Consider the following 21,041-nt stretch of genomic DNA (forward strand, 5'->3'; position numbering starts at 1 on the left):
GAGTGAAAAGGGTGAAGAAAAACAGCGGTCTGTGGAGAAGTGGAGGAGAGGAGGGGATTCCGGAGATGGCGGGAGCGTGCAACCGGAGGGGGCCGAGGCGGAGACGAGACGAGGCGAGACGGAGACGAGACGAGACGAGACGAGGCGAGACGGAGACGAGACGAGAGGAGGCGGAGACGAGACGAGACGAGACGAGACGAGGCGAGGCGGAGAGACGGAGGCGAGGCGAGGGGCCGAGGCGGATAGGCGGGAGGCCGAAGCGAAGCGACGCCCCGAACGAGACCGGGAAGCGAAGGAGAACGGGAGAGAAGCCCCGAACCCCTAGACCGCCGGCATCCCGATGATCCCCGCGTCGACGCCGCCGTCCTTCTCGACGTCGCGAATCTCGTCCTGCAGCTCGCGAAGCACCGTGCGCAGCGCCCGCTCGGCGTCGAGCCCGTTCGCGCGTGCCGAGGTCACGATGGCGAGCAGGACGCCGCCGAGTTCCTCTTCGCTCGAGAGGGCGAGGGCCGCGGGGGCATCCGCGTCGAGGATCCCGATCTTCTCCGCCTTGCCGAGCACCTTGTCGGCGAGCGCCAGCGCCGGCATGCTCTGCGGGATCCCGTCGAGCACGCTCGTGCGGTGCGACTTGTCGGCCTTCTTCAGCTCGTCCCACATGCCGCTGACGTCAGAGCCCGACTGGATGTTCAGCGCGTCCTTCTGAGCGGAGTCGCCGAAGACGTGCGGGTGCCGCCCGATCATCTTCGCGGTCATGTTCGCCGCGACATCCTCCAGCGTGAACTCCTCGCCGGGCGTGTGCGCCGCGATGTCCGCGTGGAACACGACCTGGTACAGCACGTCGCCGAGCTCCTCGATCATCTCGTCACGGTCTCCGCGCTCGATCGCGTCGACGAGCTCGTAGCTCTCCTCGACCAGGTATTTCACGAGCGACTCGTGCGTCTGCTCGGCATCCCACGCGCATCCGCCCGGCGCCCGCAGCTTCTCGAGTACGGCGATCAATTCTTCGAGCTTCGGATGCTGCGTGGCCTCAGTCATGCGTCCATCCTGTCACCCCCGCCGGGTGCCGCACCCGTCGGAGCCGCCGCGCAGCGAGCAGACCCGAGCCGAGCAGCACCAGCAGCGCCGCGACGGCGAACGCACGGGTGATGTCGGCGCCGGTCGCGCCGAGCACCCCGACGAAGGCGGGCCGAGAATAAGGCCCGGCATCGGACACGCCGCCGGGCACGGCCCCCACCCCCGCCACGACCGCGTCGAACCCGACCTTCACGAGCACCACGTCGCCGCCGCCCACGTTCGTCGCCCCGTCGACCTGCCCGTAGCTGAGCGCCTGGATCCACGTCGACCCGCCGCCCGAGGCGTAGATGTTGGCCTCGTCGAAGTCGTCGGCCCCGTCGCGCGCGGCGGAGCCGAACTGCGCCCGCTCGACCACGGCACCGGTCGCCTCGAGGGTCATCGTGAAGATGTCGACGCCGCCGGATGACGCGGCGATCGAGCCGCTCGTGTGACCGACGATGAGCAGCCGGCCCGAGGCATCCGCCGCGATCGCCGCACCGCGGTCGTCGCCCGACGATCCGTCTTGCGTCGTCCACTGCACGGTTCCGTCGGCGGCGAGCGCTGTCGCAAAGACGTCGGTCGATCCGGCGGATGCCTCGCCGACCACTCCCCCGGTGAACCCGGTCGCGGCCACTCCGGTTGCCGTCGCCACGAGCGACGACACCTGGTCGGTCTCGCTGCTGCCGACGGTCGTGATCCACTCGCGCGCGCCTGCCGCGTCGAAGCGCGCCACCCACCCGTCGTAGCCGCCCGCGCCGGTCGCTCCGGGCATCGCGGCGCCCGCGGTCCCGCCGACATACACGCCTCCGTTGGGGGCGGCCGCGACGGCGAACCCCTTGTCTTCGCCGCTGCTGCCGAACTGGGTCGCCCAGAGCACGGTGCCCGACGCGTCGACGTGGGCGACGACCGCGTCCTTGTCGCCCGCGCTGGTTCCGCCGGCGATCGCGCCCGAGGTGTAGCCGGTGACGAAAGCTCCGCCCGCGCCGTCCGCGGCGATGCCATACACGCGGTCGGCGGCGGCCTGGGCGCCGAAGGTGGTGCGCCACTGAACCGTTCCGTCGGCGGCCAGCTTCACCGCCAGCGCGTCGTCGTTCTGGCTGGCGCCCGCGTGGTCCTGTCGCACGTACCCTCCCACGATCGACGCACCGCCCGTTCCGTCGGCGATACCGTAGGCGCGCTCGTTCAGCGCCGTGGCGACGGGTGTGACCCACCGCTGGGCGCCCGCGGCGTCGAGGCTCTGCACGAGAATGTCGAACCCGCCGAGCGCGGGCTGGCCGAGCATCGGGCCGGCCGCGTTGACGACCTGCACGACGCTGCCGTCCGACCGGCCGAGCACGCCGCCCGCACGGTCGTCGCCCGGCGATCCGAACTGGCTGCCCTCGAACGGCGCAGGCGGCGTGGTCTGCAGGTAGCCGGCCAGGTCGCGCAGCCCCTCACGGAACCCGGCGTCCCACACACCCCAGTCGTGACCGCCGTTGTACACACGCATCTCGGCGCTGATCCCCGGCACGCGCTTGGCCTTGTTGTAGAGGGTCGCCGCCTCGTAGTCGAGATCGTGGATCGCGTCCTGCGGCAGCGGGTTCGCCCACTCATCGTCTCCGACGGCGATGAAGAGGTGCACGGGCAGCGCGGGGTCGAAGTCCGCGAACGCGGTCGGATAGCTGAGCTGCTGGTAGCGCGACTCGTCGTAGAGCGCGGCGCCGACGCCGTAGGCGCCGAACTCGCGGGTCGACGAGTCGACCGGGGTCGACGGAAAGTAGACGGCGGGGCTGAGCACGATGCCGGCCGAGAACGTGTCCTGGTGCACGGTCGCGAACCGCAGCGCGCCCGCGCCGCCCATCGAGTACCCGCCGACGGCTCGCGCCGCCCGGTCGTCGACGGTCGGGAAGCTCGCGTCGATGTGGTCGACGAGGTCGACGGTGAAGCCGGTCTCAACCGCTGCGGTGGCGGGGGCGCCGGTGTAGAGCGAGTCGACGTAGTAGTTGCCGCGGTCGCTCCACGGCGCGTCGGGCATCACGACGATCATCGGCGGGATCTCCCCCGCCGCGATCAGCTCGTCGAGCGCCCCGGCCTCCTGCTGCCACGCGGCCTGCGAGTCGCCGCGCCCGTGCAGCAGGTACAGCGTCGGGTACCTGGTGGCCCCGCTCGCGTCGTAGCCGTTCGGCAGGTAGACGGTGTAGTCGATCGCCCCGCCGATCGCGGCGCTCTGCACCGAGCCGGGCACGAGCTGGCTCGGTGCCGCCTGGGCCGGTGCGACTCCGGCGAGAACGGATGCCGCGGCGAGCACGAGCGTTGTCGAGATGCCGAACTGCGTCTTCCACTTCATTGTGGTTCCTTACGTCGGTGTGCGGGTTGTCTATCGGGGCAGTGCTGCGGCGAGCGCCAGAATCGACCGCGCGCGGCCGACCATCGCGCCGTCGACCATGTCGCCGTTGGCGAGCGTCGAGACGCCGCCCGAGCCGGTGGCCGCGAGAACGGACTCCGCCCACGCGAGCTGCGCGGCGTCGGGGCGGAACACGTCGGCGATGACCGACAGCTGAGAAGGGTGGATGGCTGTGCGCCCGACCCACCCGAGGTCGCGTCCGCGCTCGGTGTCGGCGCGCAGGCCGTCGAGGTCGCGGATGCCCGGGTACGCCGACAGCATGGGCGCCGGCAGCCCGGCCGCGCGCGCCGCGAACAGCACCCGCATGCGCGCGTAGTCCATCGCCGCGGGCGCACGGGTGCCGAGGTCGCTCGCGAGGTCGCTCTCGCCGAGCGCGAGCCGCGTCACCGCGGAGTGCGCGGCGAGCGCGAGGGCCCCCTCCACCCCGAGGGCGGTCTCGAACAGGGCGGTGAGCGGATGACCCGGAACGGCCCGAGCCACCACGTCGAGGTCGCTCAGGCTCTCGACCTTCGGAACCCGGAGCTCGAACTCGGCGTCGACGGCGGCGAGCGCGGCGAGGTCGAGCGGCTCCCCCGCGTTGATGCGCACCTGGACCACGGTGCAGCCGGGAGCCCGTGCTCGCAGCCACGACGCGACGGCCTCCCTCGCGGAGGCCTTGTGCGCGTCGGCGACCGCGTCTTCGAGGTCGAGGATGACCAGCTGCGCGCCGGTCGCGACGGCCTTGTCGAAGCGCTCGGGCCGGTCGCCCGGCACGTAGAGGCCGGTGACGATGGGCGCGTTGACGGGTGGGGCGACAGTCATACGATCCCTCGTTCTCGAAGCGCCGCGAGCTGTTCCGGCGTGACCCCGATGTCGGCGAGCACGTCGTCGGTGTCGCGGCCGTGGGCGCGTCCGGCCCAGCGGATGTCGCCCGGCGTCTCGGAGAGCCGGAACAGCACGTTCTGCATCTTCACCGGCCCGAGTTCGTCGTCGTCGACGGTGCGGATAGTGCCGATCGCCTCGTACTGCGGGTCGGCGAGCACGCCGCGCACGTCGTACACGGGGGCGACGGCGGCCTGCGCGTTCTCGAACGCCGCGAGCACCTCGGCCGTCGAGCGTTCGGCGATCCAGGACGAGACGGCAGCGTCGAGCTCGTCGGCGTGTTCGGCACGGCTGTGCCCCGAGACGAACCACGGTTCATCCGCCAGCTCGCTTCTTCCGACGAGACGGATGACCCGTTCCGCGATCGACTGCGAGCTGGTAGACACCGCGACCCACTCGCCGTCTCCGGTGCGGTAGACGTTGCGGGGTGCGTTGTTGACCGACCGGTTGCCCGTGCGCTTCTGCACCGTTCCGAGCTGGTCGAACGTGGTGATCTGCCCGCCGAGCAGCATAAGAATCGGCTCGATGATGGCCATGTCGACCACCTGGCCGACGCCGGTCGACTCGGCCGAACGCAACGCGACCATGACCGCGTAACTGGTGGCGAGGGCGGCGATGCCGTCGGCGAGGCCGAACGGCGGAAGCGTCGGCGGCCCGTCGGGCTCCCCGGTGAGCGCGGCGAACCCGCTCATCGCCTCGGCGAGCGAGCCGAAGCCGGGACGCCCGGAGTACGGCCCGACCTGCCCGAACGCGGTCACACGGGCGATCACCAGGCGCGGGTTCGCGGCCAGCAGCTCGGCGGGTCCGATGCCCCAGCGCTCGAGCGTGCCCGGCCGGAAGTTCTCGATCAGCACGTCGGCGTCGGCCACGAGCCGCAGCAGCAGGTCCGCGCCGTCGGGCGAGCCGAGGTTGATGGTGACGGTGCGCTTGTTGCGTCCGAGGGTCTTCCACCACAGGTTGACGCCGTTCTTCGCCGGTCCGTGCCCGCGGGCGGCGTCGGGCTTGGCCGGGTGCTCGACCTTGATCACGTCGGCCCCGAAGTCGCCGAGGAAGGTCGCGGCGAGGGGACCCGCGAACAGGGTCGAGATGTCGAGCACCCGAACGCCGGCGAGCGGTGCGGCACTCACTCGAGGTCCCAGGCGAGCCGGAAGCCGATGCTCGTCGACGCCTCGACACCGAGCCCGGCAAGCAGGTACTTGAGGCTGAACTCGGGCGGGCGCACTCCCCCGTCGACGTACCAGTCGCTGCCGAGCGAGACGTGGTCGCTGCCGCCCTTGAGCATCACGAACCGGGTGATGCCGTCGCTGTGCTCGCTCTCGGTCCAGTTCCAGACGCGGGGTTCGCCGCGCGTGAATCCGGGCTGGGTCGCGGCGAGCTGCCACTCGAACTCGGTGGGCAGGCGGGCGCCCACAGACGCCGCGTAGGCGCGGGCGTCGGCGAGGGTCACCGAAACCGCGGGGGCGGATGAACCGTCGCCCACCCCTCGGAACGCCGCGAACTCGGCCGCGGTCACCTCGGTCGCGGCGACGGCCACCCGGCCGACGCTCACGGTGACCAGTTCGCTGCGGTCGTCGTGCAGGCGCGGGGCGAGCGGCTTCCACTCCTCCACATACGGGGCGCCCTGGTAGACGCCGGTCTCGCGCCGGCGGTAGGTGAGCGGAAGCTCGTACTGGCCCGCCTCGACCTCGACGACGCGGGCGGCCGGCGCCCCGAGGGCAGTTCGAGGCGCGGGGCGTCGCACGTTCGTGCGCGCCGGGAACGAGGCATCCGTCGCCCGCTCGTCGGCCGCGGCCTCGGCCAGCAGCGCGTCGAGCCAGACCGGACGGGGGCCGTGCACGGCGAGGATGCCGGCGATGCCGCGCGCCGGCACGAGGGTGCGCGGCTCGGCGAGGGCTGTGCCGGATGTCACGTCGAACAGCTCTCCGCCGATCGCGTCGAACGCGGCCTCGTCGATCATCGCCCCCGCGAAGTCGGTGGTGCCGCGGTTGACGATCGTGAACAGGGTGAGGTCGTCGTTCTGCCAGCGGGAGACGTAGACGCCTGCGGCGATGGCCTCGGGAACGGCGTCGCTGAGCGGCGTCCACTCCCCCTCGACGAGCAGCTCGTTCGCGGCCCGCTGCACGCGCAGGGCACGGCGCAGGGTCGACTTGTCGCGCGGGTTCCAGCCGACCCACACGCCGAAGACCGTGTCCCAGACGAGGATGCCGGTGCCGTTCATCCACGCCGATTGCAGCTCGGCGCTGTGGTCGTGGTTCCAGCGCCGGGTCGAGTGCATCATGTGGCGGCGTTCGTACCAGTGGGCGCGCATGACTCCGGGGGCGTCGCTGTCGGCGAACCACTGCGCCCAGCTGAGGTGGTGGTCTTCGATGCGCTGGTTCGGCACACGCGACTCGCCCTCGAGCACTTGCGGCGGGGAGGCCCACTGCAGCGCGCGGATGAGCGCGGCGTCGCCCTCTTTCATCGTGTCGAGGAAGACGCCGTCGACGCCGAGCTCGCCGACGATGAGCGCGAGCTCGCCGGCGTCGTCGTTGGCGGCGCGGCGGGTGCCGGTGTCCCACGGGTTGTAGTCGATGAAGACCTTGAGGCCGCGGTCGTGCAGGGCGGCGATCAGTTCGACGATGCCGGGAACGTCGCGGTAGAAGTCGTACTGGTTGCGGTCGTCGATGCCGATGACCGGGTAGGCGTGCCAGAGCACGATGCCGTCGAATCCGCCGAGGTCGGCCGTCGCCTCGAGGAAGGCGTCGACGGTGAACCGCTGGTTCTCGTGGTCGAACAGCCGTTCGTCCCACAGCCAGGTGAGGGCGACGCTGTAGGCCGCGCGCGTCCAACGGGCGTGCGCGAACTCGTAGGCGGCGCCGCTGTACTCGAGCCGCTCGCGGGCCTCGAGCCGCCAGGCGGCGAGGTCGTCGCGCCAGGCCGGCCAGTCGGCGGGGTTCCCGGGTGCGGCGAAGATCTTGGCGATGTCCCCCACGGCGGGATCGATGACGCCGCCGGCCGGCAGGGTGGTCGGCAGGTCGATCGCACGGGGAACGAGCGGGTCGAACTCGTTCGTGTTCGCTTCGTCGGGGTCGTGGATGGTCATCGTTCTCCTTCCGTCCTTTCGGCGACCGCGCTGAGGGCGACGGTGCGCCGGGCGAGCTCGTCGAATCCGACGCCGTCGAACCCGGGGATGCTCGAGGCGAGTCGGTTCTTGAGCGGTTCGATCCAGATTCTAGGCAGGGCGGATGCCCCGGCGAGAGCCCCGCAGATCGAGCCGGCTGTGGCGCCGGTCGAGTCGGTGTCCCATCCGCCGGAGACGGCGAGGGTGACGGCCGTCGCGAAGTCGCCGCGGCTGCGCGTGAGCGCGAAGGCGAGCAGGGCCGAGTTGTTGAGCACGTGCACCCAGTGCAGGTGCCCGTAGTCGGCGTAGATCGCGTCGATGGCCTGCTCGTCGGTGAGCGTGCTGTGGCCGAGTTCGACGCCGCGGCGGATGGCGGTGGCGTAGCGGCTGAGCGGGGGCACGACCGCGAGGCCGGCGGCGATCACGTCGTCGACGGAGTCGCCGACCACCGCGGCGGCGGATGCCGCGGCGGCGAATGCCGCGCCGTAGAGGCCGTTGCGGCCGTGGCTGAGGCGGGCGTCGGTCACGGCGAGGGCGGCGGCTCGGGCGGGGTCGCCCGGCGATGCCCAGCCGTAGAGGTCGGTTCTTATCTGCGCGCCGATCCAGTCGCGGAACGGGTTGCCGTACAGGCCGGCGACCTCGGGCTCGTAGCCGTCGAGCAGGTTGCGGTAGGCGATGCGTTCGGCGGTGAACACGCGGCCTCCGGGCAGGTTCGCGAGCCACGACTGGGCGACGTCGTCGGTGGTAAAGCCCGCACCGACGCGTTCGAGCAGGTCGAGGGCGATGAGCGGAAAGTTCAGGTCGTCGTCTTCGGGCATGCCGTCGATGTTCTCGACGAGGCTGGTGGGCCGGCTGCGACGGTTCCACGGGTAGGCGGCGGCGACCTCCGGGTCGAGGCCGATCTCGGTGAAGTAGCCGGCGACGGGCCAGTTGCCGGTCGACTCGGCGATGGCGCGGATGCCCTCGCGCGGGATCTTCTCCACCGGCTTGCCGAGCAGGCAGCCGGCGGCGCGGCCGAGCCAGGCGCCGTGGATGCGGTCGTACAGCGCGGTCGCTGAGCCTGTCGAAGCGTCGGTCGCTGAGCCTGTCGAAGCGCCTGTCGCCGAGCCTGTCGAAGCCCCGGTCGCTGAGCCTGTCGAAGCGCCGGTCGAAGCGCGGGCCTCGGGCGCTTCGACAAGCTCAGCGACCGAAGCGACCGAAGCGACCGAATCCGGCTCCACGGCCAGCAGCTCTCCCGGCACCGCAACCTCGTCGACGGCCGCGAGCAGCTCGCGCGCGAGCGCACGCACCCCCTCGGGCGCCGGCTGCGGCGTGGCTCCGTTCACCGGCGCGACCTCTGCCCCGCCTGCCGCGAGCCAGCGGTCGCGGATCGCCGTCACGTCGCGCCCGTCGAGCTGCGCGGCGACGAGCGCGTGCGGCAGCAGGTCTTCGGGCTGGGTCCAGCTGAGGCGCAGCATCAGCGAACGGCCACCGCTGCGGTGAGGGCGTCCATGGCGCCGGCGCGCTGAGCTACGCGTTCGCCGTCCTTCGCCCAGATGTCGCGCGCGACCCCGGCCATGACCGGTCCCGAGGCGGTGATGTCCATGCGGCTGCCCTCGTTCACAGCAGAGATCCACTCGGCCGGAATCGACTCGACTCCCGCGAGCGCTCCGGCGATCGACCCGGCCATGACCGCGATCGAGTCGGAGTCGCGGCCGTAGTTGATGGCACCGAGCACGGCGTCGGAGTAGTCGCCCTTCGCGGCGACGAGCATGCCGAGCGCGATCGGCAGCTCCTCGATCGACTTGGTGCGGCTGGGGATGCGGGCGTCGCGAGCCGGCGCCCGGTAGTTCGGGCCGACGGTGTCGAAGGGCTCGACGGCGGCGCGCAGCACGTGCAGTCCGGTGCGCCAGTTCTCGACACCGGAGGCCGCCTCGACGACCGCCTCGATGGCATCCTTCGTCCCGTCTTTCGCCAGTCGCAGCGCGGCTTCGACGGCGCTCTGCCAGGTGGCGCCGGGGCGCATCGCCTCGGCGATCGCGGCGGCGTACACGCCGGCGGCCTCGCGGCCGTAGCTCGACTGGTGGGCGCCGGCGACGTCGATCGCCTCGGCGTACGCCGCCTCGGGGGCTCCCGCGTTGGCGATGCCGATCGGCGCCACGTACATGGTGGCTCCGCAGTTGACGACGTTGCCGACACCGGCCTCGCGCGGATCGATGTGGCCGTAGTGCAGCCGGGTCACGAGCCACTTCTCGGCGAGGAACACGCGGTGCAGCAGCAGCGCCTCCGACTCGAGCTCGGGAATCCAGCGCTTCTCGTTGATCATGAGCGGCACGAGGTAGTCGGCCACCGAGTAGGCGTCGAGGTGGTCACGCACCGTGGCGTAGACGTCCACCAGCGCGTTGGTCATCAACGTGTCATCCGTCACGTGTCCGTCGCCCTTGTGGTACGGCGCGATGGGCCGGGCGTTGCGCCAGTCGGCCATGAACGGGGGCACGATTCCGGTGATGAATCCGTCGTAGCGTTCCTGGATCGCCTCCGGGGTGTTGCCCTCGGCCGCGCCTCCCAGCGCGTCGCCGACCGCTGCGCCGGCGAGCGCTCCTGTTGCCTTGTCCTCGAGCAGGTCCATCGGTACTTCTCCTTGCCTGGTGTGAATTCTGAGCTGGTGTGGGCCCGCCGCGAAGGGCGGGCCCACGGGTGGTGCGTGTTAGCCGACCGAGGCCCAGCCGTCGGTGAGCTGCTTCTTCAGATCGTCGAGACTGATCGAGTTGGCGAAGTACTGCTGCAGCAGCGGGGTGGCGTACTGGTCTTTCCACTGCGGGTAGTTCGTCGCCTTCTGGAACGGCGCACCGGCGAGGTTCTCACCGGTCTTGAGCAGCTCGGCCCAGCCGTTGGCGCCATCGGTCTGCGCGGCGACCTCGTCGCGAGCGGCGCTCGACGTCGGGATCAGCCAGTCGCCCTGGGCGAGCTTCGCCTGGTTCGACGCGCCCATGAAGTAGTCGATGAACTTGGCCGACTGCTCGACGTGCTCGCTCTCGGCCGCAACCGACATGGTCTGCGGGTTGGCCGCCTGGATCGGTCCCTCGTCTCCGGCGAGCGGGGGCAGAACCGTCCAGTTGAAGCCTTCGGGCGCCGACTCGGTGATCTGCTGGGCGAGGAAGTTGCCGCCGATGTACATGGCGTACTGTCCGGCGAGGAAGCCGGGCAGAACATCCGAGCCGCTCTGTGTGAGCGTCACCGGGTCGAGCGACTTGTCTTCGTAGGCCATGGCGTGCACGTGCTCGGGCACGGCCACCTCGGCGTCGCCGACCTCGATGGTGGCGTCGTCTCCGGTGCCCTCGAAGAAGTCGCCGCCGTAGCCGAGGGCGGTGTTCATCATCGCAGCGGTGGGCTGCTTGAGCCCCCAGCCGACGCCGTAGCTGCCGTTTGCGGTGAGCTGCTTCGAGATGTCGGCCAGTTCGTCCCAGGTGAGCTCGTCACCGGTCGGAACCTCGACACCGGCCGCGGCGAACGCGTCGGTGTTGGCGAACACGACGTAGGTCTGCAACAGGGTGGGGGCCGCGACGATGGCGCCGTCTTCGCTGGTGACCGTCTCCCAGACCTCGTCGGCGACGGCGTCTTTCACGTCGTCGCTGAAGTACTCGCCGATGTCGGCGAGGTAGCCCTGTTCGGCGAAACCGAGAATGTCGGATGACTCGTCGTGGATCACATCGGGCGCGGTGCCGCCCTGGAACTGGGTCACCAGCTGGTCGTGAACGTTGTCCCAGCTGCCCTGCGTGAGCTTGACGGTGATGTCGGGGTTCTCCTCGTTCCACGCGTCGACGATCTCCTCGGTCGCTGCGATGGTCGAGTCCTGGTAGGCGAGGCTCTGGAACGTGATGGTGACCGGCTCGCCGCTGTCGGCGCTGTCGTTATCGCCACCGCCGCCGCCGAACGCGCATCCGCTCATCGCTCCCATCACCATGATCGCGATCGTTCCCGCCGCAAAGGCGTTGCGTTTCTTCATTTCCGTTCTCCTTCTGTGATTGCACTTCACTGTGTTTGCACTGTGGATCTATCCCTTGACCGCTCCGCTCAGCAGCCCCGAGGTCAGGCGGCGCTGGATGATGGCGAAGAACACGAGGCTGGGGATGGTGGCCAGGAGGGATGCCGCGGCGAGCTGGCCGAGCTGCACCTGGCCTTCCGCTCCGACGAATCTGGCGAGCGTCAGCGGAAGCGTCTGCAGAGCCGGATCCTGGATGAGCACCAGGGCGAAGAAGAATTCGTTCCAGCTCGAGATGAATGTGAACAGGCTCGTGGCGACGAGGCCGGGAGCCAGCAGCGGCAGGATGATCACGCGCAGGATCGTGATGCGCGAGGCGCCGTCCATGGCACCGGCCTCTTCGAGCTCGACCGGGATGCCTGCGATGTAGCCCTGCAGCATCCACAGCGCGAACGGCAGCGACCACACCGTGTAGACGAGGATCAGCCCGAGCAGGCTGTCGACGAGTCCCAGCTGCTTGAGCACCAGGAACAGCGGGATGATGATGAGAATGAACGGGAATACCTGGCTGAGCAGGATCCAGCCGGTGGCGACGCCCCGCAGCTTGGTGCGGAACCTCGCCAGGGCGTAGGCCGCGGGCAGCGAGATCAGCGTCACGATCACCGTGGTCGACACGGCCACGAGCAGGCTGTTCGCGGCGGCCTGCACGAGGTTCGCCTTGTCGATCGCCTGGATGAAGTTGTCGAGATTCAGGCTCTGCGGCAGAAACGACGGGGTCGCCGAGATCAGCTCTTGCGGCGTCTTGAACGCGGTGAGCACGAGGAACAGCAGCGGGAAGCCGAGGAAGACGACGTAGCCGAGCATCGCCAGGTACTGCAGCGGGCGCACGACGCTGCGGGTGCGTCGGCTCATGGTGTTGGCGGTGGTCATGAGAGTCGGCTCCTTGCCTGGCCACGGAGGTACACGAAGAGGAACACGGCGATCACGACGACCATCACGTTGCCCATCGCCGCCGCGTAGCCGAAGTTGCCGTAGCGGAAGGCCTCGTTGTAGGCGAAGAGCATCGGCAGCATGGTCTGCCCGCCCGGCCCGCCCGCCGTGAGCACGTAGACGAGGGCGAACGAGTTGAAGTTCCAGATGAGGTCGAGCGTGGTGATGGCGACGATGATCGGCCGCAGCGCAGGCAGGGTCACGTGCCAGAACCGCTGCCAGACGCCCGCGCCGTCGATGGCCGCGGCCTCGTGCAGCTCGGCTCCCACGTTCTGCAGGCCGGCGAGCAGGGTGATGGTGGTCTGCGGCATCCCGGCCCAGACGCCGACGACGATCACGGCGGGCAGTGCGGTCGAGAAGTCGCCGAGCCAGTTGATGTCGCCGGGGAGGCCGACCGCCCGCAGCCCCTCGTTGATCGGCCCGTAGGTCGGGTTGAGCATGAGGCGCCACATGATGGCGATGACGACGGGCGGCATGGCCCACGGCACGAGCGCGAGGGTGCGGGCGAGCCAGCGGAACTTGAGGTCGAGGTTCAGCAGCAGCGCGAGGCCGAGCGAGGCGAGAAACTGCAGAATGGTGACGCCGAAGGCCCAGATCAGGCCGATGCGGAACGAGTTCCAGAACAGCTCGTTGGTCGCGAGCTTCTGGTAGTTCTCGATGCCGTTGAAGTTCGTCTCGACGTTGAGGCCGGCCTCGGCGTCGGTGAAGCCGAGCAGGATGCCCTGTGCGAGCGGGTAGACGCTGAAGAGAACGACGGGAACCATCGCCGGCAGGATCAGCAGCCAAGCGTCGCGGTTGCTCTTCGAACGCCGCATCGGCCGACCCGACTTCAGCCGGGCTTCTTTGGTAAGACTCATTACTTCATCGCCTTTGATGTCTGTCTGGTGGATGCTTCGGGGCCGCAGCCTTCTCTAGTGCGGTATCACCGAGGACTCGCGGATCGTGAGCTTGGGGGCGATCACGACCTGCTTCACGGGGGCGTCGGGGTCGGCGAGCCGGCGGATGAGCAGCTTGGCCGCCTCGCGCGCACGCTTGACCGACCCGAGGTTCACGCTGGTGATCGACGGGGTGACGAGCTCGGCGATCTCCGTGTCATCCATACCGATCAGGGCGACGTCGCCGGGCACGGAGAGTCCGCGGCGGGCGAGCACCTTCATGGTCGCGACGGCGAGCAGGTCGTTGGCGCACACGATCGCGTCGGGCGCCGACTGGTCGAGCAGCGCCTCGGCGGCGACGAGGCCGGCCGCGAACGTGAAGTCGTCGGCGTTGACCTGCAGGTCGCCGTGCATCGGCAGGCCGCGCTTGTCCATGGCGGTCACGTAGCCGCGCAGGCGGGCGGCGCCGGGAACGGTGTCGACCGGCCCGTTGACGAAGGCGATGCGCTGGCGGCCCTGCTTGGCGAGGTGCTTGATGGCAAGTCCCATGCCCGCGACCGAGTCGGCGCGCACGCTGTCGAGCTCGACGCCCTCGGGCAGCGAGCCGATGACGACGATGGGCAGGCGGCTCGCGCGCAGTTCGGCGATCAGCGGCTCGGTGACGCGCAGCGGGCTGAGGATCATGCCGTCGGCGTAGCCGCGGTTGAGGCTCGAGAGCAGGGCGATCTGGTCTTCGGCGTCGTTTCCGGTGGAGGAGGTGACGAGCCGGTAGCCGGCGTCGGTGACGACGCGCGAGATCTCGTTCATCATCGCGACGTACACCGGGTTGCCCACGTCGGCGACGGCGAGCGCGATCTGCTCGGTGCGGCCCACCTTGAGCGAGCGGGCCGTCGCGTCGGCGACGTAGCCGAGCTCCTGGGCCGCGGCCTTGACCTTGGCGGAGATCTGCTCCGACGCGGGAAGGCCGTTGAGCACGCGCGACACGGAGGCGATGGAAACCCCGGCGCGCTCGGCGACCAGTACCAGCGTCGACTTCTTGGCCTCGGCCATGCGCTCTCCCTCGAGTGTCTTCGTAAACGTTTACAAGAACGTTTACAGAGACCCTAGCCCGGTCGCCGCATCGAACGCAAGGCCCGGTGCCTGAGCCTGTCGAAGGGCCGCCCTCCGGCCGGTTGAGTAGGGCCGTCTACGGCCCGTATCGAAACCTCACCGCCGAATAGACTTCTCCCCATGGACCCCGCCGCCAACTACCTCCGCGCCGAGCTCCTCCCCCGCCGGCTTCACGGCTGGCGCAAACTCCGCCGCTACGGCGCAATGGCCATCGAGGCCCTATCCGGCGAGTTCCCCACAAACGTCGACCTGGTCGTCTACCGTCGCGACACCGGCTCCGAGGTCATGCGAACACCGGCGGATGTCGGATCCCCCGACTTCCTCCTCGACCAGGTGAACGCCGACCTGAAGTCGAAGACAGTGACCGAGTTTCTGGCGGAGTGGCGGTTGGACGAAGACTGATAGGTCTCTGTCCCTACGACGCAACTCAGCTATATAGAGCGGCCCCGGTCCCGCCCACGGGTCTTGGCGTCGCTCGCTACCACCTCTCGGCAAGAATGCAATCAGAAATGTCGTAGTCACCTCGAAGCCTGAAACGCTCAGCTGCGAGGTGCGGAGAAGTTCCAATCGGCAGTCCGACCGACTTCATCAGTTCGGGGATACCGTAATTGCCGCCGTCGCCAGAGAATCCTGCGAGAGCCAGCGCGCGGGCGCGTCCAATATTTTCCGGGATATCTGCGCGTACGAGATCAAAAGTACGCCCTTCTCCAAACACAGCGAAACAGGTTGCACCCACCGCTAAGTCGTCGTCATCCACGAATCGTTTGATGCTCCCAAGTGAGAGCTGGGTACTGTTCCAGCCGAGTCTTTGATCTCCCATGCGGCTCACCAGAGTCGTAGGCCTCCCGAACGGAAGCCCCAACGCACCCACAAGAGCCGTCGGGAGGGTGCTACCGCTCCCACGAGCGTGCTCCTTGCTGATTTCCAACCGAAGCGCCCAGCTGTCGCCCACGCGGAATAGTCGACGCGTTTCGTACGCGGTTTTTCGAGGAACAAGACTTGTCGTGGCTGCGAATTCGACCATGCCGTCGACAGTTCTGAAAGGGAGAGACGACGCGTAGGCAACGACGCTGCTCTTCGTCACGCTGAATCGGCTGGTCAGATCCGCTTCCAACTTCGAAAGTCTGATCGAGCCTCCATTTTTGCCTACCTCGTCAGCAATGAGAAGCCGAATCGATTGATAGGCGGCTAAGCCCCAAGACGCGAGGGCCCAAGAACTCCGATCGACTCGCGTAAATCGCTCGTCAGACGACAGGACATTCTTCGTCGATCGGACACTCCGAGGCATTCCGAGACGATCCGTGATGGCTTCGGTCGTCAGCGGCGACCCCTGAGTCTCGAGGATGACTGCAGCGCGATCGGTGATTCCGAAGCCTTTGACAAGTACAAAACCCTCATGCAGCTTGAATCCGCAGTACTTGACCCACTCTTCTGACTGATCCATCCCTGTGAGTTCGATCACGTCTTCGAGCCGGATTGCGCGGCGCCCGGCTGCGGCGCGCACCACATCTGCCCGAGTCTTCCGAATCGCAGTCGCAACGTTCGGCTCACACCACCACCCGTCGCGAACCTCGAATGTCTTGTCGAGTCTTTCGATGATTCGCCACCAGGGCTGCTCCAAAGCCGCAATCTCGTCCGCAAGGCGCGGAGACTCCAGAAGAACCGCCGCGAGCGGACGAGTGTGTTTCGTATCGACTAGGCCAATAAGCATCCGAACCCGATTGACCTCATGTGCGGACCGCAATTCGTTTAGCAAGAGGACTTCGATTTGCCTAATTCGTTCGCGCGAAACCGCAAACCGTACGGCGAGTTGTTCCAACCTGTCGGGCTTCTCGGCGAAAACTCGCCGCCGTAATACCTCTATCTCCCTTGCGCCAAGATTCCGGACGACATCATCGAACGTCGTCGATGCGCTCTCGACAGGGTCCTCCATTCCGACGTGCGTCATTCTTAGTCAGTCTGTGGCGATGCGGGCAGGAACACTCTTGCCTCGAGGACCTCGCCGAGGGGAAGCCGACTTGCGAGTGCCAACGCCGCTTCGAGAGGACTCTGAAACAACCGGGCTTCGGCGCGTTCCCAAAACAGCCTTGCGTCAGCATCGGAGAGCGTCTCGACTATGCGCTTGAGGCGGTCCAGCCCTGCCTCGGTTATTCCGGCCGTCCCTTTCGAGCACAGATCGCACGCTACGAGGAGCCCGCTCGAGGACGCAGTGACTTCAAGCCGGGCGAACTCCGGGCCGGGAAGGCGCTGCTGACCCACCTGAATTCCGCAGGTTTGACAGCGAAACTCAGCTTCGGAAATTGCCGCAAGCCGCTCCTTGTTGGAAACTCGGCTGACTGTATTTGGGCGGAATCTGGCCGACCACACTTCGCTCCCAACAGTGACCAGCCGAAGTTCGTGCGGGCGCAGTTGCGCGTCTTGGCGATTCGTGTCAATTTGCCAGCCGTAGGCACGCAAGTCCCGCATACGTCTATCCGCTTGCTCAAACTGAGGCAGAGCGGAGCGTAATTGCTGCTTCGTAAATATGGTTCCTGCGCCGACCTCGTGCGCGAGCCAACGCCCGACCTGGGCCAGGCTGCTCTGAGTGTTAGTCACGCGCTTCCCCCTTGAATCGATTATGGTTCAACTATTATGTGGCCGCGGATACCAGACTTGCCGTAGGCAATGAACACGGCGCGCTAGAGATAGGGGACTCGTTGAGCCGAAATGAACCGCTCGCTGCCAGCTCGACGGAAGAGATCGTCGCTGATCGGCTCCGAGCTGTGGAAGCTGAAAATGGCGTTAAAGAAACATTGCAGATTGAGTGGCGATCGGCCCCGAAAAGTCTGTCAGTCATCACGATGCCCCTCAACCTTCTGTCATACAACCCCGACACCCATCGCATAAAGGCCCAGCGCGATTACGACTCTGGTCGCGATCAGTCGCTTTCGACGGACCCGTGGAGCGCCGAGGCTCAGCAGTACCTGGATTACCTCCTTTCTGCCTTGCCCAACGATCCGAGCAAGATCGACCCGGCCTTCGAGAAGCTGCGAGACGACCTCGAGAGCTACGGTCAAAAGGAACCCGGAATCATCACCCCGTCTGGAATCCTGATCAACGGGAACTCCCGTTGCGCAGCACTCCGAAAAGGCAATGCCACCCAAATGCGGGTGGCCGTCCTCCCTTCGGATTGGTCGTGGACCGACGTCTCTGCTGTCGAACTTGAACTTCAAATGCGCAAAGACTTTAGACGTGACTACTCATTCGTAAATACTCTTTTGGCCCTGGACGAAGCGATCTCGGAGGTCGGAGCAGAAACGGCGATGAAGTCGTTCCGTATGCAGAAGACCGCCTTCAACCGGTCGATCTGGATCCTTCAGACCCTCCGCGATCTCGCCGATCGCAGTAAGCAAGATGATGGCTCCTCGCTTAATTTGAGGGACTTCGAAAACGACCAGGGCAAGCTCGAGGAGCTTTACCGGACGTTTAGCGCCACCGCGAAGAACGACGCTGAAGCCGCTGACATACTCCGTGAGTCCCGGCTCCTCGGACTCCTCCTGGACAAATCCAAAACCGATATACGCCTCGTGACTGAAAAATTCGTACCTGATTACCTGGACAAGCTCTTGGCGGGAACGACATTCGACTCGCAGCCGGCTGCTGTCGGTCAACAGATTCCCGGACTGGGACGAGGCCTTCCGAGTGAGCCGCCCGTGCTCCAAAAGGTAAAGGGTCTCGTCGACCAGATTGCTCAGCTTCGGACAGAGCTTCTGAGCGAGAATGATGCGGTAAACGCATCCGCCCAGAGAAAATACGGCGAAATTAATGGTCTGGTCGAGTCCGCACTCGATGCAGCTGGAAAGTCCGCCCGGCTCAAGAAAACGCAGCAGGCCGCAATCGACAGGATCAACGACGCCGCGGACGCTCTTGAGAATGCCGTCTTGGAAGTGGCGGACGCGAAGAGCAAACAGGCGTTGGACGAAGTTAGCTTGGATGAGGCCGTGACGAACCTGCGACGGAGCATCTCAATCTTTGCCGGTTCCGTCTTGCGCATGACAACGATGCCGAAGGAATCCGCTGAGTGGCTGGCCGCAATGCGAGCTCTCAAAGATGACTGAGGCCCGAACGCTACGGCTAAGTCTCACGCTTCGCGGCACGGTTCTCGCCGAGACGGCAGTAGAGAATCTCTCTGCGCTTCGCCGAATTCAATTGGATTTTCCGTCTGCAGACTCTTTCGGGCGTAGTTCGTTCGAAATTGATCTGGGTAGTTTCCTCGGAAACCTAGCGGGAATCGCGAAATGGACAGCGGGTCCCGTGGACTGGTCGGCGCCACTTCATGATCTGGCAATTTCTGTTCTGGACGACGCAGATCACCTTGAAGAGCTGCGCAGGGCGCACGAGATTGAACCGACTGAGCTGTCACTAGAAGCGGATTGGCAGGGCGAGCTTACAGATTTTCAAAACCGTGACCTCGTGAAATTACTCGCCATGCGCCACGGCGCCAACTTCAGCGTGCCTGGTGCAGGCAAGACGAGGGTAGCGCTGGGATTTCTTTCACACCTCAGAGCCACCGGCCGCGCAAAGAGAGCCCTGGTAATCGCACCAAAATCAGCCTACGAGAGCTGGATCAATGAGGCCGGCGTCGCTTTCAGTGAGGGCCGACGAGTAGTGGTCTATTCCGGGGGCACCGCTCCGGACTGCGATGTCCTAATTGTCAATTACGAACGGCTCGCATCATCTCGGACTCATCTCGCGGGTTTCCTCGGCCGCGGCCGGACCCTGTTGATCCTTGACGAAGCACATCGGATGAAACGAGGAGCTAACGGCGTCTATGGCGCAGTGTGCCTAAGTCTCGGACCACTGGCGGCAGCGCGCTTGGTGCTCTCAGGGACCCCAGCTCCTAATGGACTCAGTGATCTAAAATCGATCTTTGAGTTCGTATGGCCAGGACGGGGAAGTCGACTTCTTGGCACCGGAGCAGCCGAATGGTCAGCGGTCTCGTCGGCGGTGAAGCCGCTCTTCACGAGAACGACGAAATCGGAACTCGGGCTGCCTCCACTCAGTGTCCGGATTCAGACGGTCGCCCTTCCTCCAATCCACCGAGAGATTTACGACGCGCTGCTCGGGCAACTTCGGCGCTCAGTTTCCGAGCACGAGCGAATCGATGACCTGGGGAAGGTCATCGTATATCTGCTTATGGCAGCAACAAGTCCCGCGCTCCTAGCCATCGGGTCTTCGCAGCACGAACCCCTCCAGTTCCGGGTCCCGCCCTTCACTGCTCCCCAATCGGGTCAGCTCCGATCGTTGATGGCCGAACTACCGCGATACGAAATGTCGCCAAAGTTGCTTGAAGCTGTGCGAATCGCCAGAGAGAACGCGCGACTCGGTCGGAAAACCCTGATCTGGTCCACATTCATTCGGAACTTATCGACGCTTCAAGCGTTGATGCCTGAACTCGATCCCCAGTTGGTAGTCGGCGGTACCTCGGATGAGGATAGAACAGCAAGACTTGACAGGTTTCGGAACAACGCCGGAACCTTCGTTCTTCTGTCGAACCCCGCGACGCTCGGGGAAGGAGTGAGTCTGCATCACGAATGCCACGACGCCGTCTACATCGACAGGGATTTTGCCGCAGGAAGGTTCCTACAAAGCCTGGACCGAATTCATAGACTCGGGCTGAAGCCCGGCACCGAGACAAAAGCAACGGTACTAGTGGCTGAAGGGACGATCGACGAGCTCGTACTGGCTCGGCTTGCTCGGAAACTGGATTGGATGAGCGATGCGCTCGATGACCCTTCACTTTCGGTTCTAGCCGACCTCGAAGAGGAACGAGAGTCGGCCGGTGTTTTGGACGCTAGCGACGCGGAGGCAGTCTGGGCATTCTTAGGCTCTCGTGAGTACTCCTAAGTACATACTGCTTGGCGCAGCCCGGTGGCTGGCCGAACTTAGGCTGCGCGACCTGAGTTCGGCGCGATTGTCGCTAAAGACTGCGCCTGTCTATCGCACGCTAACTCCCACACAATATGAGTCCGCTTTCGAGTGGTTGATCAGCCAAGACCTAGTTTCAGTTAATGGTGAAGTACTGGATAGCTACGGCCAACCTGCTGCTCAGGTTATGCGGAAGGCCATAGATGAGATGGAGCCGCCTTGGCTGGCCGATGCGGACTCCCTCATAAAACAGCCCAGTGATCTGCCTCTGGATGTGCTCGAAATCGGCGAGGTGCTGGAAATGGGTCAGGAGGACGTATTCGATGAAGTAAAGCGGGCGTGGAGAAAGTTCGATGACACGGCACAGCGAGAACTAGGAGCAGCGGGCGAATTAGCGATGATGGGTTGGCTCGAGGAGCATTGTGACGGAGACGTCATCCATGTGTCTTCGTACGACGACACAGCCGGCTATGACATTGCTCTTGAAGTTAACGGTGCCCGTTTGGCGCGTATCGAGGTGAAGGCAACTCGTCGGATCGACTCAGCAGTCGTCTATTTAAGTCGCAACGAATTCGAGACTATGCGGCGGAGCCCGACATGGTGCTTGCAGGTGATTTCGTTGAACGCTGGAGGAGACATTCGATCGATTGGCTGGCTCCCGTCTGCTCTATTGGAAGACTGGGCTCCTCGCGACCAACCGGGTGGTGTCTGGCAATCTATGAGGCTTTCCGTCCCCATCGGCGAATTACGCCCGGGTAGCGCGCCCCCTGTGAATTCGATGCTCTCAAGAAAGTGAACTCT

17 protein-coding genes are annotated in these 21,041 nt (G+C 66.2%); 4 read left to right on the forward strand and 13 right to left on the reverse strand.

Annotated features, from left to right (window positions below):
* Window positions 1–321: 321 nt before the first annotated feature.
* From ABIE21_RS09120 to ABIE21_RS09170, 11 genes are all read right to left on the reverse strand, one after another.
* Complete coding sequence (locus ABIE21_RS09120) at window positions 322–1,035, reverse strand: MazG family protein (RefSeq protein WP_354024510.1); 714 nt, start codon at window positions 1,033–1,035, stop codon at window positions 322–324.
* The gene (locus ABIE21_RS09125) at window positions 1,028–3,379 is read right to left on the reverse strand and encodes an alpha/beta hydrolase (protein WP_354024511.1); all 2,352 of its coding nucleotides are present in this window, start codon (window positions 3,377–3,379) and stop codon (window positions 1,028–1,030) included. Before ABIE21_RS09125 ends, ABIE21_RS09120 begins: the two co-directional genes overlap by 8 nt.
* A 30-nt stretch (window positions 3,380–3,409) precedes the next feature.
* Window positions 3,410–4,237, reverse strand: coding sequence for an HpcH/HpaI aldolase/citrate lyase family protein (locus ABIE21_RS09130; RefSeq protein WP_354024512.1), 828 nt, complete (start codon window positions 4,235–4,237; stop codon window positions 3,410–3,412).
* A complete protein-coding gene (locus tag ABIE21_RS09135) occupies window positions 4,234–5,424 on the reverse strand; it encodes a CaiB/BaiF CoA transferase family protein (RefSeq protein WP_354024513.1) in 1,191 nt (396 codons plus the stop codon). The genes ABIE21_RS09130 and ABIE21_RS09135 overlap by 4 nt, the downstream gene beginning before the upstream one ends.
* Complete coding sequence (locus tag ABIE21_RS09140) at window positions 5,421–7,379, reverse strand: SUMF1/EgtB/PvdO family nonheme iron enzyme (protein WP_354024514.1); 1,959 nt, start codon at window positions 7,377–7,379, stop codon at window positions 5,421–5,423. The genes ABIE21_RS09135 and ABIE21_RS09140 overlap by 4 nt, the downstream gene beginning before the upstream one ends.
* On the reverse strand, window positions 7,376–8,854 hold the full coding sequence (locus tag ABIE21_RS09145) for an ADP-ribosylglycohydrolase family protein (RefSeq protein ID WP_354024515.1): 1,479 nt from the start codon (window positions 8,852–8,854) through the stop codon (window positions 7,376–7,378). Before ABIE21_RS09145 ends, ABIE21_RS09140 begins: the two co-directional genes overlap by 4 nt.
* Window positions 8,854–10,005, reverse strand: coding sequence for an ADP-ribosylglycohydrolase family protein (locus ABIE21_RS09150; protein ID WP_354024516.1), 1,152 nt, complete (start codon window positions 10,003–10,005; stop codon window positions 8,854–8,856). The genes ABIE21_RS09145 and ABIE21_RS09150 overlap by 1 nt, the downstream gene beginning before the upstream one ends.
* 78 nt (window positions 10,006–10,083) lie before the next feature.
* Window positions 10,084–11,382 carry an ABC transporter substrate-binding protein gene (locus ABIE21_RS09155; protein WP_354024517.1) on the reverse strand — a complete coding sequence of 433 codons (1,299 nt, stop codon included), beginning with the start codon at window positions 11,380–11,382 and terminating at the stop codon, window positions 10,084–10,086.
* 48 nt (window positions 11,383–11,430) lie between these two features.
* Window positions 11,431–12,288: a carbohydrate ABC transporter permease gene (locus ABIE21_RS09160; RefSeq protein ID WP_354024518.1), complete on the reverse strand. Its 858-nt coding sequence runs from the start codon at window positions 12,286–12,288 to the stop codon at window positions 11,431–11,433.
* Entirely contained in the window at window positions 12,285–13,205 is a 921-nt protein-coding gene (locus ABIE21_RS09165) for a carbohydrate ABC transporter permease (RefSeq protein WP_354024519.1), read from the reverse strand. The genes ABIE21_RS09160 and ABIE21_RS09165 overlap by 4 nt, the downstream gene beginning before the upstream one ends.
* Window positions 13,206–13,259: 54 nt before the next feature.
* Window positions 13,260–14,273: a LacI family DNA-binding transcriptional regulator gene (locus ABIE21_RS09170; RefSeq protein ID WP_354024520.1), complete on the reverse strand. Its 1,014-nt coding sequence runs from the start codon at window positions 14,271–14,273 to the stop codon at window positions 13,260–13,262.
* A 180-nt stretch (window positions 14,274–14,453) separates the two neighbouring features.
* On the opposite strand from ABIE21_RS09170, the gene ABIE21_RS09175 reads away from it, so the two are divergent.
* Window positions 14,454–14,735 (forward strand): hypothetical protein, encoded by a 282-nt coding sequence (locus ABIE21_RS09175; RefSeq protein WP_354024521.1) that lies wholly within the window; start codon window positions 14,454–14,456, stop codon window positions 14,733–14,735.
* Between the two features lie 76 nt (window positions 14,736–14,811).
* Here ABIE21_RS09175 and ABIE21_RS09180 read toward each other — a convergent pair whose 3' ends face one another.
* Both ABIE21_RS09180 and ABIE21_RS09185 read right to left on the reverse strand, forming a co-directional pair.
* On the reverse strand, window positions 14,812–16,281 hold the full coding sequence (locus ABIE21_RS09180; RefSeq protein WP_354024522.1) for a hypothetical protein: 1,470 nt from the start codon (window positions 16,279–16,281) through the stop codon (window positions 14,812–14,814).
* 2 nt (window positions 16,282–16,283) lie between these two features.
* On the reverse strand, window positions 16,284–16,928 hold the full coding sequence (locus tag ABIE21_RS09185) for a hypothetical protein (RefSeq protein ID WP_354024523.1): 645 nt from the start codon (window positions 16,926–16,928) through the stop codon (window positions 16,284–16,286).
* 101 nt (window positions 16,929–17,029) lie between these two features.
* On the opposite strand from ABIE21_RS09185, the gene ABIE21_RS09190 reads away from it, so the two are divergent.
* The 3 genes from ABIE21_RS09190 to ABIE21_RS09200 all read left to right on the forward strand — a co-directional run bounded on the left by ABIE21_RS09190 (window position 17,030) and on the right by ABIE21_RS09200 (window position 21,036).
* A complete protein-coding gene (locus ABIE21_RS09190; protein WP_354024524.1) occupies window positions 17,030–18,430 on the forward strand; it encodes a transcriptional regulator in 1,401 nt (466 codons plus the stop codon).
* A gap of 196 nt (window positions 18,431–18,626) precedes the next feature.
* Window positions 18,627–20,219, forward strand: coding sequence for a DEAD/DEAH box helicase (locus ABIE21_RS09195; protein ID WP_354024525.1), 1,593 nt, complete (start codon window positions 18,627–18,629; stop codon window positions 20,217–20,219).
* The gene (locus ABIE21_RS09200) at window positions 20,206–21,036 is read left to right on the forward strand and encodes a protein NO VEIN domain-containing protein (protein ID WP_354024526.1); all 831 of its coding nucleotides are present in this window, start codon (window positions 20,206–20,208) and stop codon (window positions 21,034–21,036) included. The genes ABIE21_RS09195 and ABIE21_RS09200 overlap by 14 nt, the downstream gene beginning before the upstream one ends.
* Window positions 21,037–21,041 lie beyond the last annotated feature (5 nt).

Source organism: Conyzicola nivalis (assembly GCF_040548875.1).
Lineage (GTDB): Bacteria > Actinomycetota > Actinomycetes > Actinomycetales > Microbacteriaceae > Conyzicola > Conyzicola nivalis_A.